This is a genomic window from Aeromonas sp. FDAARGOS 1405, from assembly GCF_019048265.1.
GTDB classification, from domain to species: Bacteria; Pseudomonadota; Gammaproteobacteria; order Enterobacterales; family Aeromonadaceae; genus Aeromonas; species Aeromonas veronii_A.
In genome coordinates, this window is record NZ_CP077311.1 from 3,529,577 (window position 1) to 3,546,254 (window position 16,678).

The following is a 16,678-nucleotide window of genomic DNA, read 5'->3' on the forward strand; positions in this document are numbered from 1 at the left end:
TGGCTCTGTTTGAGTTGCAAGGCCCACGGTCACTGCCGGGTGAGGGCACCGAAAAGTGTGCGCGGGATCATATCATTGAAAAGCACTCTTTGTGGGTACTTGATCAATTCGCTGAAACGATTCAGTCTGAGTGTAAGTGAAACGATTCAGCCTGTCAGCAACGAAGAGACCCAGTGGCCTGAAAATCAGGCTCCGATCACAGTCAACCGTGTTCGGGTCTATTGTCAGCTGGCGAGTTACCCGAATGTTCAATTGTGACGTACCGGCGCGGCCGGAACCTGATGGAGAGTCTCTATGTTGAAGTTGGCGCGAGAGCAGATCTTGCTGGGGCAGTCGGTGGCGACCAAGTCGGACGCCATTGCCCTGCTGGCAGGCAAACTGACCGAAGCCGGTCTGGTGGAAGCGGGCTATGTGGATGGGATGCTGGCCCGTGAAGCGCAGCATGCCACCTATCTTGGCAGCGGCATCGCCATTCCCCACGGCACCACCGACACCCGTCATCTGGTGAAGAGCACCGGCGTCATGGTGGCCCAGTTCCCCAATGGTATCGAGTGGGAGGAGGGGCAGATCGCCTACGTCGCCATCGGCATCGCCGCCAAGTCAGACGAACATCTGGGCATTTTGCGCCAGCTCACCCATGTGCTGGGTGACGAGCAGGCGGCAGCTCAGCTCAAAGAGGCCACCGATGCCGACACCATCATCAACATCCTGACTGGCGCCACTGCCGCGAAAGAGGTGCAATACCTGACCCTAGCTGACTTCCCGGCCGATGATGGCGACCAACTGCTGCTGGGAGCAGCCGCCCGCGCCAAATCGGCGGGCTGGGGCGATGCCGCCATGGTGAGCGCGCTGCTGGCAAGCGATCCCGCCTATCTGGGCGAGGGCATCTGGCTGGCCCGGGCGCAAGCGGCCCAGACTGGCTGGGTGTTGGCAACGCCCAGCAGCGAACTTCGCGCAGGGGAGCTGCCGGTCAGCGCCATGCTACTGCTGTGCGCCGCAGATAGCGGCCATCTGCCGCAGCTGGAGAATCTGGCCAAACTGGCGGCTGCTGGTCAGCTGGCGACGCTGGCGGGCGGCGAGGGACTGGCCATGCTGCAAGCAGGCCCCGCGAGCGGTCTTTCCGAAACCTTCACCATCATCAATCCCCACGGCTTGCACGCTCGTCCCGGCGCCATGCTGGTCAAGGTGGCCAAAGAGTTTGAATCCGACATCCGGGTGGCCAATCTGGATGGCAGCGGCGAAGCGGTTTCCGCCAAGAGCCTGATGAAAGTGATCGGTCTTGGGGTCAAATGCGGGCACCGTCTGGCGTTTCGCGCCGAAGGGGCTGATGCCGAAGCGGCTCTCAAGGGGATCGGTGAGGCCATCGCCGCTGGTCTCGGCGAGGGGGCGCATTAATGAAGATTGTTACCATCACCCTCAATCCGGCCCTTGATCTCACTACTCGCCTCGAGGCGATGAGCCTCGGTGAGGTCAATCTGGTGAGCGAGGCCAACCTGCGTGCCGCAGGCAAGGGGATCAACGTCGCCATGGTGCTCAAAGATCTTGGCAGAGACGTGGGCGTCACAGGCTGGCTGGGCGCTGACAATGAGCAGAGCTTTGTCTCCCTGTTTGCAGAGCGGACGCTTGATGATCACTTTGTCCGTGTCGTGGGCAGCACCCGCATCAACGTCAAGATCTCCGAACAGTCCGGTCGGGTTACCGATCTCAACTTGCCGGGGCTCACCATCCAGCAAGGGGAAGTGTGCGCGCTGGAGCAGGCCATCGACAAATTGGCACCTCACGCCGAGTGGTTCGTGCTGGCGGGCAGCCTGCCCAAAGGGGTGGCCCCCGATTACTGCGCCCATCTGATCCGCCTGCTCAAGGCCAAGGGCAAGCAGGTGATCTTCGATTGCAGCGGTGCGGCGTTAAGCGAAGGGATCAAGGCGGCGCCGACCCTGGTCAAACCCAATCTGGAGGAGCTGAGCCAATGGGCTGGTCGCCCCATCAAGACCCTGAGCGAGCAGGCCGAGTGTGCCCGCGCGCTGCAGGCGAGCGGGATCCCCAACGTGGTGATCTCCAACGGCGCCGATGGCCTCATCTGGTTTGCCCCAGATGCCGTTTGGCAGGCCATTCCGCCGCGGATGCAGGTGGTCAGCACGGTTGGTGCTGGCGATTCTCTGGTGGCAGGTCTCGCCCATGGTCTGAGCCTTGGCTGGGCGCCGGAGCAGACCCTGCGGCTGGCCACCGCCGTCTCGGCATTGGCGGTCAGTCAGGTGGCGGTCGGCTTTGACGATATCAATGTGCTCAACCCTTTACTTGAACAGGTGCGCGTAGAGCGTCTGGATGCGCTGGCACCGGTTCAGTGCAATACCCCCTCAATGGAAAACTCAGGAGATGCCCAATGAAAGCAATCTTGGTTACGGCTTGCCCGGCGGGCATTGCCACCAGCTTTCTCGCTGCAAAACGGATAGAACAGCAGGCCAAACTGGCTGGCTGGGAACTCACCCTCGACGTCGGCTCCAGCGTGCAGCCCCGCCAGGTACCGAATAAGGAGCAGATTACCGCCGCCGATCTGGTGCTGGTTGTCGCCAGTGCCCCGGTGGATCTCGCCGCCTATGATGGCAAGCGAGTCTATCAGGGCAGCATGGATCTCGCCCTGCAGGATCCGGCTGCCTTGCTGGAAGCAGCCACCAGCGGTGCCAGCGTCTATCGTCATCAAGCCGCGCCTGCTGCCGCCAAATCGGTCGCCGCTGGGAAGCGCATCGTGGCAGTGACAGCGTGCCCGACTGGCGTTGCCCACACCTTTATGTCGGCAGAAGCGCTGGAGACCATGGCCAAACAGCTGGGTTATCAGATCCGCGTCGAGACCCAAGGCTCGGTCGGTGCCCAGAACGCCCTGACCGCCGAGGAGATTGCATCCGCTGATCTGGTGTTCCTCGCCACCGATATCGAGGTGGACATGGCTCGTTTCGACGGCAAGCTGGTCTATCGCACCAGTACCGGTGCGGCACTGAAGAAAACCCGTGCCGAGTTGGGCAAGGCGTGGACCGAGGCGAAAACCTATCGTCACAGCGGTGCCAGCCAGCCCAAGAAAGAGGAAAAAGCTGGCCCCTACAAGCATCTGCTGACCGGTGTCTCCTTTATGTTGCCGATGGTGGTGGCGGGCGGCCTGATTATCGCGCTCTCGTTCGTGTTCGGGATTGAGGCGTTCAAGGTGGAAGGCACTCTGGCCGCCGCTCTGATGAAGATCGGTGGCGGCTCTGCCTTTGCCCTGATGATCCCGGTGCTGGCCGGTTACATTGCCTACTCCATCGCTGACCGCCCGGGTCTCGCTCCCGGCATGATCGGTGGCATGCTGGCAAGCTCGCTGGGCGCCGGTTTCCTTGGCGGCATCGTCGCCGGTTTTCTGGCCGGTTACAGTGCCAAATACCTGAGTGACAAGGTGCGCCTGCCGACTACCCTGGAAGCGCTCAAGCCGATCCTGATTATTCCGCTGTTTGCCAGCCTGTTTACCGGCCTGGTGATGATCTACGTCGTCGGTGGCCCTGTGGCCGGTATCATGAATGCCATGACCGAGTTCCTCAACAACATGGGCTCTGCCAACGCTGTGCTGCTGGGTGTCATCATCGGTGCCATGATGTGCTTCGACATGGGTGGCCCGGTCAACAAGGCAGCCTACGCCTTCGGGGTCGGCCTGCTGGCCTCCAAAACCTACGCCCCCATGGCTGCCGTGATGGCCGCCGGCATGGTGCCGGCGCTGGGGATGGGGATCGCCACCTTCCTGGCCCGCGCCAAGTTCATCAAGGCGGAACAGGAAGCGGGCAAGGCCTCCTTCGTGCTGGGTCTGTGCTTTATCTCCGAGGGGGCCATCCCGTTTGCCGCCAAGGATCCGATGCGGGTCATCCCGGCCTGCATGGTCGGCGGCGCCCTGACCGGTGCGCTCTCCATGCTGTTCGGTTGCGAGCTGATGGCTCCCCACGGCGGTCTGTTCGTGCTGTTCATCCCGCACGCCATCAGCAATGTCATGATGTATATCGTGGCCATTGCAGCAGGCTCGCTGCTGACCGGTGTCTCCTACGCCATGCTCAAGCGCGGCGAAGAGCAGGCCAAGCTGGCCACGGCATAAGCCTCGCCACCCGGCAAGACGTCATAACCAAGAGCGGCCTGTGGGCCGCTTTTTGTTTTGTCGGGAGGATAGGTAACCTGTGAGGGGAAGATAGGGAGTGGTTAAAACTCCCAGCCTTGTTGTTCTGGCAACTGGGGTTGCGCTCCTTCCAGCGCTTTGCGCCTCGCAGCCTCAACCCGCGCCTTGCGGGCGCGACACAGACGCATTACATCCTGTTGCTGGGCCGGGCTCATTTTCTGCCAGTTGAAACGCTCCTCGCGATTGCGCAGGCATCCTTTGCAATAGCCCTTGTTGTTCACCTCGCAGACCCCGATACAGGGGCTCTGCAACGGGAATATTTCGAGCTGTTCCATCCATTACCTCGCATATCCTGTCACCTTGTTATAACCCAGCATCCTCCCTTTGGAGAAATCTCTCTTCAAGTGATTGATGTCGTTTGCTTTCCCCCTGCAAATTTGGCATCTTGCCGCCGAGCAGGACTCTTGGTGTTAAATGAGGACATATGAACAAACACGGATTCTGGCTGACCGCGATAGTGCTGGGGTTGGCCGGGTGTGCGGGTAACTCTGACAAAGCAGAGGTGCCAAAAAAACAGACTGATGACAGATGTTTTCTCAACTGCGAGGTGCCGGAAAATCTGGGCAAGCAGTATCTGGACGGTACCTTGCCGGGGGATCTGGTGCGGGTCGAGCGGGTCAACAGTCGTGCCAGTGCCGATTACAGCAAGTTTGGCCCCCAGAGTCGCATTGTCATGCAGCGTTCAGGGCGGATGGCGAGCCGTTATGGCGAGCTCTATCACCAGCTCTCCCGCTGGGTGGCGGGCGGCGGCAATCCTGCCGACATCACCCGTTACGGCATCAGCCTGGCTCAGCTGGGCGGCGCCGATCGCATGGGCAACGTGCTCTTTACCGGTTACTACTCGCCGGTGCTGGAGGTGCGTCACCGCCCCGATGCCAAATACAAATATCCCATCTATGCCATGCCAAAATGTGGCGGTCGCTGTCCGACCCGGGCCGAGATCCATCAGGGAGCACTGGCCAACCGCGGGCTGGAGCTGGGTTACAGCAAATCCCTTATAGACAATTTCCTGATGGATGTGCAGGGCTCGGGCTTTGTCCACTACGGGGATGACGATCGGCTGCAATATCTGGGCTACAGCGGCAAGAACGGCCACGGTTACGTCAGTATCGGTCGGGTACTGATCGACCGCGGTGAAGTACCCAAAGAGCAGATGTCGATGAAGGCCATCAAGGAGTGGGCCAACCGTCAACCGGAGGAGAGCGTCAAGGAGTTGGTGGAGCAGAATCCCTCCTATGTCTTCTTCGAGCGTCGACCCACCAATGACGTGATCGGCGCCGCCGGTATCCCGCTGCTGCCGATGGCGGCCGTCGCTGCCGACAAGACCCTGTTGCCGATGGGGACGCCGATCCTCGCTGAAGTTCCTTTGCTCGATAAAGAGGGCAACTGGACCGGCAAGCACCAGCTGCGCTTGTTGATTGCGCTGGATGTGGGCGGGGCGGTGAAGAAGGGACACCTCGATCTCTACCACGGTATGGGTGAGAAGGCTGGTGTCGCAGCCGGTCACTACAAGCACTTCGGCCGGGTCTGGAAGCTTGGCCTGCACCACGGGCCGACTGCCGCCCCCTGGTTGTAATCCTCTGAGGCTTTGGGCGTCTGTCATCGGGCGCCCGAGCAATGTGAAGAGACAAAGAAAGCCGCCGGATTGCTCCGGCGGCTTTCTATTTTGTGAGAGTGGCAGCTGGTGGCGGTGTCAGCTCTTCTGGATATCCAGCCGGATGGCGCCGACCGGTTTGCAGCAGCAGGGGAGACACTCCCCTTGGGCGACAAATGCCAGCGGCACATTGGGGTAGTGCACCTTGCCAGCCATCAGCGGAGTGCGGCAAGCGCCGCAATAGCCGCTGCGACACTGGAACTCCACATGATGACCATGGCGCTCCAGGGTCTCCAACACGCTTTCGCCGGGATGGGCGTGCAGCACGGCACCATCCCGGGTATGTACCCGTGGTGCCACGACCGTATGCTGTTCGGCAGGTGCGTGCGGGGCAGGGGTCAGCGTGTTGGTGGCGTCACTCACAGCTCGAAATCACCTAGGTCGTCGGCATTGACTTCGCTGTCGATCTGACCAACCAGATAGGAGCTGACCTCTACCTCTTGCGGGGCGACCTGCACGTTGTCGGATGACAGCCACGTGTTGATCCATGGGATCGGGTTTTGCTTGGTGCCGGCAAAGGCTGGCTGCAGGCCGACTGCGCTCATGCGCAGGTTTGTGATGTACTCCACGTACTGGCAGAGGATGTCCTTGTTCAGGCCGATCATGGAGCCGTCCTGGAACAGGTACTCGGCCCACTCTTTCTCCTGAATGGCGGCCTCTTTGAACAGGTCGAAACAGGCTTGCTCGCACTCCAGCGCGATCTCGGCCATCTCCGGGTCGTCCTGACCGCTGCGCATCAGATTCAGCATGTGCTGGGTGCCGGTGAGGTGCAGCGCTTCGTCGCGGGCGATCATCTTGATGATCTTGGCGTTGCCTTCCATCAGTTCGCGCTCGGCGAAGGCAAAGGAGCAGGCAAAGCTGACATAGAAGCGGATTGCCTCCAGCGCGTTGACGCTCATCAGGCAGAGATAGAGCTTCTTCTTGAGATCGCGTAAGGTGATGGTCACCTCGCGGCCAGCAACGGTGTGGGTTCCTTCACCATGCAGGTTGTAGAGGGCGGTCGCTTCGATCAGATCGTCGTAGAAGTGGCTGATGGAGCCGGCGCGCTTCAAAATCTGCTCGTTGGTCACGATGTCGTCAAACACCTGGGCGGGGGTGTTGACGATATTGCGGATGATGTGGGTGTAGGAGCGAGAGTGGATGGTCTCGGAGAAAGCCCAGGTCTCGATCCAGGTTTCCAGCTCCGGAATGGAGACCAGCGGCAGCAGCGCCACGTTGGGGCTGCGACCCTGAATGGAGTCAAGCAGGGTCTGGTACTTCAGGTTGGAGATGAAGATGTGCTGCTCGTGGGGCGGCAGGGCCTGGTAGTCGATGCGATCACGGGAGACATCCACCTCTTCCGGGCGCCAGAAGAAGGATAGTTGCTTTTCGATCAGCCGCTCGAACACTTCGTGCTTTTGCTGGTCATAACGGGCTACGTTGACCGATTGGCCAAAAAACATCGGCTCTTTGAGCTGGTCGTTTTGGGTTTGGCAGAAAGTTGAATAGGCCATGGTTACCAGAATGTCTGTATGGAGAAAACAGGAGAGCGGGAGCGACAAGCTCCCGCTCGGTTATCAGATCTTGCCGTGACTTAGATTTTGCAAGCCCCGCCAGCACAACCGTCATCTTGCAGGTCGGTCTGGGTGTCGTCTGCACCATCACGGGTGTTGTGATAGTAGAGGGTCTTGAGGCCGTATTTGTAGGCGGTCAGCAAGTCCTTCAACAGCTGCTTCATCGGCACCTTGTTGCCTTCGAAACGGGCCGGATCGTAGTTGGTGTTGGCGGAGATCGCCTGATCCACAAACTTCTGCATGATACCGACCAGCTGCAGGTAGCCGTCAACGCTCGGTTGCTTCCAGAGCAGTTCGTATTGATCTTTCAGGCGATCATACTCGGGCACCACCTGTTTGAGAATGCCGTCTTTGGACGCCTTGACCGAAACCAGACCGCGCGGCGGCTCGATGCCGTTGGTGGCGTTGGAGATCTGGCTGGAGGTCTCGCTCGGCATCAGGGCGGTCAGGGTTGAGTTGCGTAAGCCCACGGACTTGATCTCTTCGCGCAGGCTTTCCCAATCCAGATGCAGCGGCTCGTTGCACAGCGCATCCAGATCCTTCTTGTAGGTGTCGATGGGCAGGATGCCCTGAGCATAGGTGGTCTCGCCAAACAGCGGGCAGGGGCCGAACTCGCGGGCCAGCTGCACGGAGGCTTTCAGCAGATAGTACTGAATGGCCTCAAAGGTGCGGTGAGTCAGGGCCAGACCGGAGCCGTCGGAGTAACGGGCACCGTTTTTGGCCAGGTAGTAGGCGTAGTTGATGACGCCGATCCCCAGGGTACGACGACCCATGCTGCCCTTCTTGGCGGCGGCAATCGGGTAATCCTGATAGTCGAGCAGGGCGTCGAGGGCACGCACGGCCAGATCGGCCATCTCTTCCAGATCTTCCAGCTTCTCGATGGCACCGAGGTTGAAGGCGGAGAGGGTGCACAGGGCGATTTCGCCACTCTCGTCGTCGATGTTGTTGAGCGGCTTGGTCGGCAGCGCAATCTCGAGGCAGAGGTTGGACTGGCGTACCGGCGCCACACTCGGGTCGAACGGGCTGTGGGTGTTGCAATGATCCACGTTCTGGATGTAGATGCGACCGGTACCGGCACGCTCCTGCATCATCAGGGAGAAGAGGTCTACCGCTTTCAGAGTCTTCTTGCGAATGGCCGGATCCTGCTCGTACTTGACGTAGAGCTCTTCGAACTTGTCCTGATCGGCAAAGAAGGCATCGTACAGACCCGGCGCATCGGACGGGGAGAACAGGGTGATGTCACCGCCCTTGATGAGGCGCTGGTACATCAGCTTGTTGATCTGCACGCCGTAGTCCATGTGACGAACACGGTTCTCTTCCACGCCGCGGTTGTTCTTCAGCACCAGTAGGCTTTCCACTTCGGTGTGCCACAGCGGGTAGAACAGGGTAGCCGCACCGCCTCGCACGCCGCCTTGGGAGCAGCACTTCACGGCAGTCTGGAAGTATTTGTAGAAGGGGATGCAACCGGTGTGGAACGCCTCGCCACCACGGATGGGGCTGCCCAGACCGCGGATGCGACCGGCGTTGATACCGATACCGGCGCGCTGGGAGACATAACGCACAATGGAGCTGGCGGTAGCGTTGATGGAATCCAGGCTGTCATCGCACTCGATCAGCACGCAGGAGCTGAACTGGCGGGTCGGGGTGCGCACGCCGCTCATGATCGGGGTTGGCAGGGAGATCTTGAAGGTCGAGACTGCATCATAGAAGCGCTTGATGTAGTCCAGACGAGTATCTTTCGGGTACTTGGAGAAGAGGCAGGCCGCAACCAGCATATAGAGGAACTGCGGGCTCTCGTAGATCTCGCCGGTAACGCGGTTCTGGACCAGATATTTGCCTTCCAGCTGTTTGACTGCCGCGTAGGAGAAATCCATGTCGCGCCAGTGATCCAGATGGGTGTTCAGCTCTTCGAATTCGGCCTGGCTGTAGTCTTCCAGCAGGTGCTTGTCGTACTTGCCCATGTCCACCAGACGAGCCACGTGCTGGTAGAGGTGGGGCGGTTCGAACTGGCCGTAGGCCTTCTTGCGCAGGTGGAAGATGGCCAGACGGGCTGCCATGTACTGGTAGTCCGGGGTCTGCTCGGAGATGAGGTCAGCCGTCGCCTTGATGATGGTTTCGTGAATGTCGGCGGTACGGATACCGTCATAGAACTGGATGTGGGATTTGAGCTCTACCTGGGAGACCGACACGTTGTCGAGCCCTTCGGCGGCCCAGTCCAGCACGCGGTGAATTTTATCCAGATCGATGGGTTCTTTGTGTCCGTTACGCTTCGTCACAAACAAGTTCATTGGCTGATGACCTTCAGTTGATTCCCGAAAAACCATCGCACAATGGCGCCACCCAGGCCCCGGCGGTGTGCGGGAGTTGGGTAGAGATTGTGCGATGAATCACAAGATGTAGTGTTATTTTAAGTTCGAGCTACAAGATAGTGAGGTCAGCCCGCCATTGCAATGTGTGGATAAGTGACGAGCTGTGGATAAATTGTGAGTCTTGCCCCATCAGTTAGTGACCGCTCACAGTGAGCGGGTTTTCATTCGTCCGCTCCGCTAAATGCAAGTCTCCCGATCGAAGATGGAAAATTTAAATAACTTTTTTTGCTTGCGAAACGGGGGGCTTTTTACTAGCAAACGACGGATGATTATCCCTTATGCAACAAGGGTCAAAAGCTGTCCAGTTGTCGCAGCCGCGGGCTCAGCGTGGCAAGGGCTTTGCATCAGATGAGGGTGGTTTGTGGCCGCTTTTTGACGGCTGCGAGTTTGTCAAATGGGTATCCAACAGGCGGTAAGTTGCCTTTATTATCCATCAATAGAGGAGTGACGGTGGCGCAGGACGCGGGAGCGTAAAGGAAGAGATTCAGGGGGCGGAGAGTCTCTCCACCCCGTTATCACATGTCAGCCGGTAAGGCTGCCGTTACACCTTGGCCGTCAACTCATAGCGCAGCCAGTGGTGCAGGGCTTGCAAGGTATCAAACTGCAGATCAGCGCCCCACTGGGCGGGGTCTTCCTCATCATTGAGATACCCCCAACCAGCGACGGCGGTGCGCATCCCAGCATTGCGGCCCGCTTCGATATCCCGCACATGATCCCCCACATAGAGGCAGTGAGCCGCCTCGACCCCCAGCTTCTCACAGGCAAAGAACATGGGAGCGGGGTCGGGCTTGCGTACTGGCAGGGTATCGGCACTGACGGTGACGCCGCAGCTGGCAAGCTGTGGCAGGGCTGCCAGCAGTGGCTCGGTGAGAAAGCCCGGCTTGTTGGTGACGATGCCCCAGGGGAGCTGTTTCTCGTCGAGCCACTCGATAAGATCCACCATTCCCTCATAGGGACGGGTACCGACGCAGAGATTGGCCGCGTAGTAGTCGAGCAGGGCATTGCGCAGGCGGGTGGCCCCCAGCTCTTCAAGCAGTTCGTCGCCGAGGCCCGCTTTCAGCAGCCCGAGCGCCCCGTGGGAGGTGGTCTGACGAATAATATCGTCAGAGAGCGGCGCAAAGCCTTCGCTGATCAGCACGTGGTTGACGGCGGCCCCCAGATCCGGGGCCGTGTCGAGCAGGGTGCCGTCCAGATCGAACAGCACACCGTGCAGGGGCAGAGGGTGAGAGGCGCTCATCAACCTTGCTCCGGGCGGACAAACTCCACCATATAGTTGACGTCGACATTTTTGCCGAGCTTGAAACTGTTGGAGAGCGGTGCATAGTGCACACCGCTCATATCCCGCACCAGCAGGCCAGCTGCTTCACCCATGCGACACAGTTCGGCCGGGGTGATGAATTTTTTGTGATCGTGGGTACCCTTGGGCACCATCTTCATCAGGTATTCGGCCCCGATGATCATCATCAGATAGGATTTGGGGTTGCGGTTGATGGTGGAGACGAACACTCGGCCGCCCGGGCGTACCAGAGTCGCGATGGCGCGCAACACGGAGGCGGGGTCCGGCACATGCTCCAGCATCTCCATGCAGGTGACCACGTCATACTGGCCCGGTACTTCGGCGGCATGGGCTTCGGCGGTGATCTGGCGATATTCGAGCTCAACACCCTGCTCCAAGGCGTGCAGGCGGGCGACGCCGAGAGGTTCCTTGCCCATGTCGATGCCGGTGACCTTGGCACCACGGCGGGCCATGCTCTCGGAGAGAATACCGCCACCACATCCGATATCGAGAATGCGCTTGCCAAACAGACCGCCACTTTTGTCGGTGATCCAGTCAAGGCGTACCGGATTGATTTGATGCAGGGGTTTGAATTCACCTTCCATGTCCCACCAGCGGGAGGCGATGGCTTCAAACTTGGCGATTTCTGTCAGATCGACATTGGCATCACTGTTCATTTTTCGAAGATCCTGTGGCAGGGCGCCCGCTTCTGAGTCATGGGCGCAATCTATTGTCCTGGCGGGCATTATAACGGACGGACTTTGTCACACCAGCCCGATCTGATACCCGATTTGTGGCTTAAGGTATTTGGCTCAGTGTGTTACCATGTCGCGCTGTTTAAGCCAAAGAACAACTAATTAGGGATAAGGCTTTCTATGAGCGATCTGGCCAGAGAGATCACGCCGGTCAACATCGAAGAAGAGCTCAAGAGTTCCTATCTTGATTACGCCATGAGCGTGATCGTAGGACGAGCTCTGCCGGATGTGCGTGATGGCTTGAAACCGGTTCACCGCCGCGTTCTGTTTGCTATGAACGAGTTGGGGAACGACTGGAACAAGCCCTATAAAAAATCGGCCCGTGTGGTCGGTGACGTAATCGGTAAATATCACCCGCACGGCGATAGCGCTGTGTATGACACCATTGTCCGGATGGCGCAGGATTTCTCCATGCGTTACATGCTGGTCGATGGTCAGGGCAACTTCGGTTCAGTCGACGGCGACAGCGCCGCGGCGATGCGTTATACCGAAGTGCGGATGGCCCGCATCTCCCACGAGCTGCTGGCTGATCTGGACAAAGAGACCGTGGACTGGGTGCCGAACTATGACGGCACCGAGATGATCCCGGCTGTCATGCCTACCAAGGTTCCCAACCTGCTGGTCAACGGCTCCTCCGGTATCGCGGTGGGCATGGCGACCAACATTCCGCCTCACAACCTTACCGAGATTGTCAATGGCTGCCTGGCGCTGATCGAAAACGGCGACCTCACCATTGACGAGCTGATGACCTACATCACCGGCCCGGATTTCCCCACCGGCGGCATTATCAACGGGCGTTCCGGCATCGTGCAGGCGTACCGTACCGGTCGTGGCTCCATCTATGTGCGGGCCAAAGCTGAAGTGGAAGTGGACGAGAAGACCAGTCGCGAGACCATCATCGTTCACGAGATCCCCTATCAGGTGAACAAGGCTCGACTGATCGAGAAGATCGCCGAGCTGGTCAAAGAGAAGAAGATCGAGGGCATCAGTGCCCTGCGCGATGAGTCTGACAAAGACGGCATGCGCATCGTTATCGAGATCAAGCGCGGTGAGTCTGGCGAGATTGTGCTGAACAATCTCTACAAGCACACCCAGATGCAGACCACGTTCGGCATCAACATGGTGGCGCTCGATAACAACCAGCCCAAGGTGATGAACCTTAAAGAGATCCTGGATGCGTTCCTGCTGCACCGCCGTGAAGTGGTGACTCGCCGGACCGTGTTCGAACTGCGCAAGGCGCGGGATCGGGCCCATATCCTTGAAGGTCTGGCGGTTGCGCTGGCCAACATTGATCCCATCATCGAGCTGATCCGCCACAGCGCGACCCCGGCCGACGCGAAAGCGGGCCTGGTTGCCAAGGGCTGGGAACTCGGCAACGTGGCCGCCATGCTGGAAAAAGCGGGCGACGACGCGGCACGGCCAGAGTGGCTGGAGCCGGAGTTCGGTATCCGTGAAGGTCAATACTTCCTGACCGAACAGCAAGCCCAGGCCATCCTTGACCTGCGTCTGCACAAGCTGACTGGCCTCGAGCACGAGAAGATCCTGGAAGAGTACCAGTCTCTGCTGGATCTGATTGCCGAGTTGCTGCACATCCTGGCGAGTCCGGCTCGTCTGATGGAAGTGATCCGCGATGAACTGCTGTCCGTGCGTGAGCAGTATGGCGACGAGCGTCGCACCGAGATCAGCATGTCTAGTGCCGAGATCAACATCGAAGATCTGATCACCCCGGAAGACGTGGTGGTTACCCTGTCTCACCAGGGCTATGTGAAGTATCAGCCGCTCTCCGACTACGAGGCCCAGCGCCGCGGCGGTCGTGGCAAGTCGGCCACCCGGATCAAGGAAGAGGACTTCGTCGAGCGTCTGCTGGTGGCCAACACCCACGACACCATTCTGTGCTTCTCTACCCGCGGCAAGGTCTACTGGCTCAAGGTTTATCAGCTGCCGGAAGCGTCCCGTGGCGCCCGTGGTCGTCCCATCATCAACTTGCTGCCGCTGGAAGAGGGTGAGCGCATCACCGCCATTCTGCCGGTCAAGGAATATGATGCCGAGAAGTATGTATTCTTCGCGACCGCCAACGGTACCGTGAAGAAGACCAGTCTCTCCGACTTCAGCCGTCCGCTCTCCTCCGGTATCCGTGCCATCAACCTCAAAGAGGGCGATGAGCTGATCGGGGTGGATATCACCGATGGCAGTAACGAGATCATGCTCTTCTCCGATGCGGGCAAGGTTGTTCGCTTCGCTGAAGGCAGTGGTCGCGCCGATGCGGATGCCAATGATGAGGTCGAAACCGACGACGATGCCGGCAACGATGATGATGGCAGCGACAACGGCGAAGGCACTGAAAGCAAGGGTACCTTCAAGGGCGTGCGTCCGATGGGCCGTACCGCCGCCGGTGTCCGTGGTATCAAGCTGGCTGCTGGCGACAAGGTGGTTTCCCTTATCGTTCCGCGCGGCGAAGGTGCCATCCTCACCGCTACCGAGAACGGTTACGGCAAGCGTACCGCACTCGACGAGTACCCGACCAAGAGCCGTGGTACCCAGGGCGTTATCTCCATCAAGGTGGACGATCGCAACGGCAAGGTCATCGATGCCATCCAGGTTGAAGAGACCGATCAGATCATGCTGATCACCAACGGCGGCACTCTGGTGCGTACCCGTGTGGCCGAGGTGAGCATTATCGGTCGCAACACCGGTGGTGTGCGTCTGATCCGTACCGGCGAAGACGAAACCGTCGTCGGTTTGCAGCGCATCGCCGAAAGCGATGAAGACGAGAACGATGCAGTGGTTGCTGAGGGTGAGGTGTCCGAAGGCACTGATACCGCAGCAGACGCCGCCGGTTCCGTTGATGGCGAGCCGGGCGACGAGTAATCGTTCCCCCCTTGCTGCAGCAGATAAAAAGAGCGACCTTGCGGTCGCTCTTTTATTTTCTTCGTTTGGATGTTTTCTTCACTTTGGCCCGAGCTGCCGTGGCATCATCATTACTCCTGCAGCCACATTCTGGCGCTGCGAGCAGGGATCGCCAGCCGTACCCACTGACTCTGCACATTGACTACCGCATTCTGATCGAGCACATCCCGGTAGTTGCGATACCAGTTCATCTCGAACTTGGCGGTATCGAGCCAATACTCCTGCTCATAGTCGCACTTGTTTATGCCGACCAGCCCCTGTTTGCCCCGTTTGAACAGCACGAAGCAGTCACCGCTGCCGATCAGCTGCATGGGTTGACCCTGCACCGTATTGTGGAAGCGGATCATCTCCTTGAGATCGGCGCGCTGGTAGTAATCCTGCCAGCGCAGTCCATCCTTGGCCTGGGTTTCGCCGTGATCCGAATAGACCAGTGGCGAGCCACCATCGCGGCCGAGCAGGTAGGCATAGGCCAGCTTCTCGTCAGTCTGGCTCAGGATCTGATAGCGGAAGCCGTCGTTGGTGGGGATGTCGTGGGTCACGGCAAAGGTGACGGCACGACTGCCCGGTAGCGCCTGACCATAGGCGCCCGGATCCGCCAGCAGGTTCATGCTGCCACCGTAACTGAAGGCACCGCGCAGGGAGGCAAACAGCGGAAAGTCATAGGCTCCCTGGCCGCTGCTGTCGAGGTAGGGTTTGAGGAAGCGCTCGTAATCGGTGCTGCCTGCGCCCCCTGTGGTGATCACCTCGCCAAAGACATGCATCCCCTGTTTGATCTCGGGGGTGAACACGGCATTGATCTGGTAATCGCTCATGTGTTTGACCGCATCGACCCGAAAACCCTTGATCCCCATCCCCTTAAGCGCCTTGAGATAGGCCTGTTGCTGGCTCACTACCCAGTTGTTGGGATCCAGATCCGGCAGCCCCTTGTCACCGGCACCACCACAGAGTCGCCAATACTGGACATGACCCGGATCGCTCCAGTCGCTAATGCACCCTTCGGGATGAAAATCCTGACCGGAGAGGAAGTTTTGCCCGAGATCGCCAAACAGTTTCTGGCGCTCGAAATAGGCCGGGTTGCTGGCGTAGCTTTGCAGCAGCTCGTTGCCGGGATAGTTGAGATCGCTGCGTTTCCAGCTTTCGTTGGCCATGTGGTTGAGCACCACATCGGCATAGACGGCGATACCTCGCGCCTTCATGGCGGCGATCAGCTGCTCGAGATCCTGCTTGTTGCCAAGAGGGGAGTCGACAAGACGCAGATCCTGCGGCTGGTAACGAGCCCACCACTCGTTGCCTGATGACTTGAGAGGTGGTGAGATGAGTACCTGTTTGTAACCGGCTGACTTGATAAGATCGGCTTTGGCGGTCACTTCACTGTACTTCCAGTTGAAGGCGTGCAGTATGACGTCGGCGTGCGCCAAGGGGGCGATCAGCATGCCTGCGATCGCCCATATTCCCGCTGTGTGTTTCATTATTGTGTCCCTGTTTTTATAGATGCCTGAATGGGCAACTCAGCTTTGGCGGGAACAGAGTGAGCTGCAATCAACAACCTGCAGATTTGTGACCGCTTTCAGTATGATTCGCCGAATATGTGAACTGTTTCGGCTTTTCCTCGCCACCGCCAGTTGCCTTTTTACAAGTGATTTTTTTGTCATTTCCCTGTCATTCCCAGCCGCTATCCTGCCAGGCGAGTGGTGCGTTGTTGCCATCACCTTCACCGTCAGGAGCTGCATATGACCAGTTGGATCACGTGGGAAATTTGGTGGAGCCGGGTATGGGGCGAATCAGAGGTGCCGCTGTATGAAGAGGATGAGCACGAAGTGGCCCATGAACCCTCGCGACTGCCGGTTGAAATGGTGCAGCAGGGGCGGGATCAGCGCGCAGGCTAAGGCGTTAGCCCTCTCTTTACCGAATAGCGCTTTCTTGTCGCGACATGGCTACTTCGTTGGAAAATTCTGAAACGCGGGGTTTCCACAGGATGTGT

13 protein-coding genes are annotated in these 16,678 nt (G+C 59.0%); 6 read left to right on the forward strand and 7 right to left on the reverse strand.

Going from position 1 to position 16,678, the window contains the following annotated elements:
- Positions 1 to 294: 294 nt before the first annotated feature.
- The 3 genes from fruB to fruA are packed head-to-tail and all read left to right on the forward strand — an operon-like array spanning position 295 to position 4,105.
- Positions 295 to 1,395, forward strand: coding sequence for a fused PTS fructose transporter subunit IIA/HPr protein (fruB, locus tag I6L35_RS16190; RefSeq protein ID WP_216978750.1), 1,101 nt, complete (start codon positions 295 to 297; stop codon positions 1,393 to 1,395).
- Positions 1,395 to 2,384 (forward strand): 1-phosphofructokinase, encoded by a 990-nt coding sequence (pfkB, locus tag I6L35_RS16195; RefSeq protein ID WP_216978751.1) that lies wholly within the window; start codon positions 1,395 to 1,397, stop codon positions 2,382 to 2,384. The genes fruB and pfkB overlap by 1 nt, the downstream gene beginning before the upstream one ends.
- Positions 2,381 to 4,105: a PTS fructose transporter subunit IIBC gene (fruA, locus tag I6L35_RS16200; RefSeq protein WP_216978752.1), complete on the forward strand. Its 1,725-nt coding sequence runs from the start codon at positions 2,381 to 2,383 to the stop codon at positions 4,103 to 4,105. Before pfkB ends, fruA begins: the two co-directional genes overlap by 4 nt.
- A 101-nt stretch (positions 4,106 to 4,206) precedes the next feature.
- On the opposite strand, the gene I6L35_RS16205 is transcribed toward fruA, so the two are convergent.
- A complete protein-coding gene (locus I6L35_RS16205) occupies positions 4,207 to 4,458 on the reverse strand; it encodes a DUF1289 domain-containing protein (RefSeq protein WP_216953548.1) in 252 nt (83 codons plus the stop codon).
- 149 nt (positions 4,459 to 4,607) lie between these two features.
- Between I6L35_RS16205 and mltA the strand changes: the two genes are divergently transcribed.
- Positions 4,608 to 5,759 carry a murein transglycosylase A gene (gene mltA, locus I6L35_RS16210; protein WP_216978753.1) on the forward strand — a complete coding sequence of 384 codons (1,152 nt, stop codon included), beginning with the start codon at positions 4,608 to 4,610 and terminating at the stop codon, positions 5,757 to 5,759.
- A 117-nt stretch (positions 5,760 to 5,876) separates the two neighbouring features.
- Here the strand turns inward: mltA and yfaE are convergent, their stop codons facing one another.
- The 5 genes from yfaE to ubiG all read right to left on the reverse strand — a co-directional run bounded on the left by yfaE (position 5,877) and on the right by ubiG (position 11,712).
- Complete coding sequence (yfaE, locus tag I6L35_RS16215; protein WP_216978754.1) at positions 5,877 to 6,200, reverse strand: class I ribonucleotide reductase maintenance protein YfaE; 324 nt, start codon at positions 6,198 to 6,200, stop codon at positions 5,877 to 5,879.
- A complete protein-coding gene (gene nrdB, locus I6L35_RS16220; RefSeq protein ID WP_216978755.1) occupies positions 6,197 to 7,330 on the reverse strand; it encodes a class Ia ribonucleoside-diphosphate reductase subunit beta in 1,134 nt (377 codons plus the stop codon). The genes yfaE and nrdB overlap by 4 nt, the downstream gene beginning before the upstream one ends.
- An 80-nt stretch (positions 7,331 to 7,410) precedes the next feature.
- Positions 7,411 to 9,678, reverse strand: coding sequence for a class 1a ribonucleoside-diphosphate reductase subunit alpha (gene nrdA, locus I6L35_RS16225; RefSeq protein WP_216978756.1), 2,268 nt, complete (start codon positions 9,676 to 9,678; stop codon positions 7,411 to 7,413).
- 622 nt (positions 9,679 to 10,300) lie between these two features.
- The gene (locus I6L35_RS16230; protein ID WP_216978757.1) at positions 10,301 to 10,996 is read right to left on the reverse strand and encodes an HAD family hydrolase; all 696 of its coding nucleotides are present in this window, start codon (positions 10,994 to 10,996) and stop codon (positions 10,301 to 10,303) included.
- The gene (gene ubiG / locus I6L35_RS16235) at positions 10,996 to 11,712 is read right to left on the reverse strand and encodes a bifunctional 2-polyprenyl-6-hydroxyphenol methylase/3-demethylubiquinol 3-O-methyltransferase UbiG (protein ID WP_064341269.1); all 717 of its coding nucleotides are present in this window, start codon (positions 11,710 to 11,712) and stop codon (positions 10,996 to 10,998) included. The genes I6L35_RS16230 and ubiG overlap by 1 nt, the downstream gene beginning before the upstream one ends.
- A 198-nt stretch (positions 11,713 to 11,910) precedes the next feature.
- On the opposite strand from ubiG, the gene gyrA reads away from it, so the two are divergent.
- A complete protein-coding gene (gene gyrA / locus I6L35_RS16240) occupies positions 11,911 to 14,658 on the forward strand; it encodes a DNA topoisomerase (ATP-hydrolyzing) subunit A (protein WP_216978758.1) in 2,748 nt (915 codons plus the stop codon).
- A 110-nt stretch (positions 14,659 to 14,768) separates the two neighbouring features.
- Here gyrA and I6L35_RS16245 read toward each other — a convergent pair whose 3' ends face one another.
- Entirely contained in the window at positions 14,769 to 16,166 is a 1,398-nt protein-coding gene (locus I6L35_RS16245) for an alpha-amylase family protein (RefSeq protein WP_254204477.1), read from the reverse strand.
- Between the two features lie 261 nt (positions 16,167 to 16,427).
- Here I6L35_RS16245 and I6L35_RS16250 point away from each other — a divergent pair, with 261 nt between their 5' ends.
- Positions 16,428 to 16,583, forward strand: a complete 156-nt coding sequence (locus I6L35_RS16250; RefSeq protein ID WP_005345370.1) for a hypothetical protein — start codon at positions 16,428 to 16,430, stop codon at positions 16,581 to 16,583.
- The last annotated feature ends 95 nt before the right edge of the window (positions 16,584 to 16,678 follow it).